Origin of the sequence: Halobacillus sp. A1 (assembly GCF_024189295.1) — a bacterium.
In the GTDB taxonomy this organism is placed as follows: domain Bacteria; phylum Bacillota; class Bacilli; order Bacillales; family Halobacillaceae; genus Halobacillus_A.
Map to the genome: position 1 here is coordinate 1 of NZ_JAIZEN010000078.1, position 327 is coordinate 327.

The following is a 327-nucleotide window of genomic DNA, read 5'->3' on the forward strand; positions in this document are numbered from 1 at the left end:
CTTCATACTTCGCTACAGCTAATTCATCCAGTAATTCTGGCAACCTGATATATTTCACTTTGTGAAATTGGCGACAGGCATGAATGCCAAAAGCATTCGCAATCCATGTTTTGCCGTTCCCCGAAGCTCCCATCATAATAATGTTGTGGTGATTCTGCAGATAATTACCTGTTGCCAACTCCAAGATGAGATTTTTGTCTACATTGGTAGTTTCGTAGTGAAGCGATGATTTGACGTGAAATGTAGCCGACCGTTCCTTCCACGCTGGCCTTGTCTTTTGGCTTTCGAACCCGACTGGGAACAATGATGGTACGATAGTAATCTGCC

The 327-nt window shown here is 43.7% G+C and carries 1 protein-coding gene; it reads right to left on the reverse strand.

All coding sequences use genetic code 11. From position 1 onward, the window contains the following. A partial coding sequence (locus LF817_RS20500; protein WP_371925116.1) for an ATP-binding protein occupies positions 1-327 on the reverse strand: 327 nt, incomplete at both ends.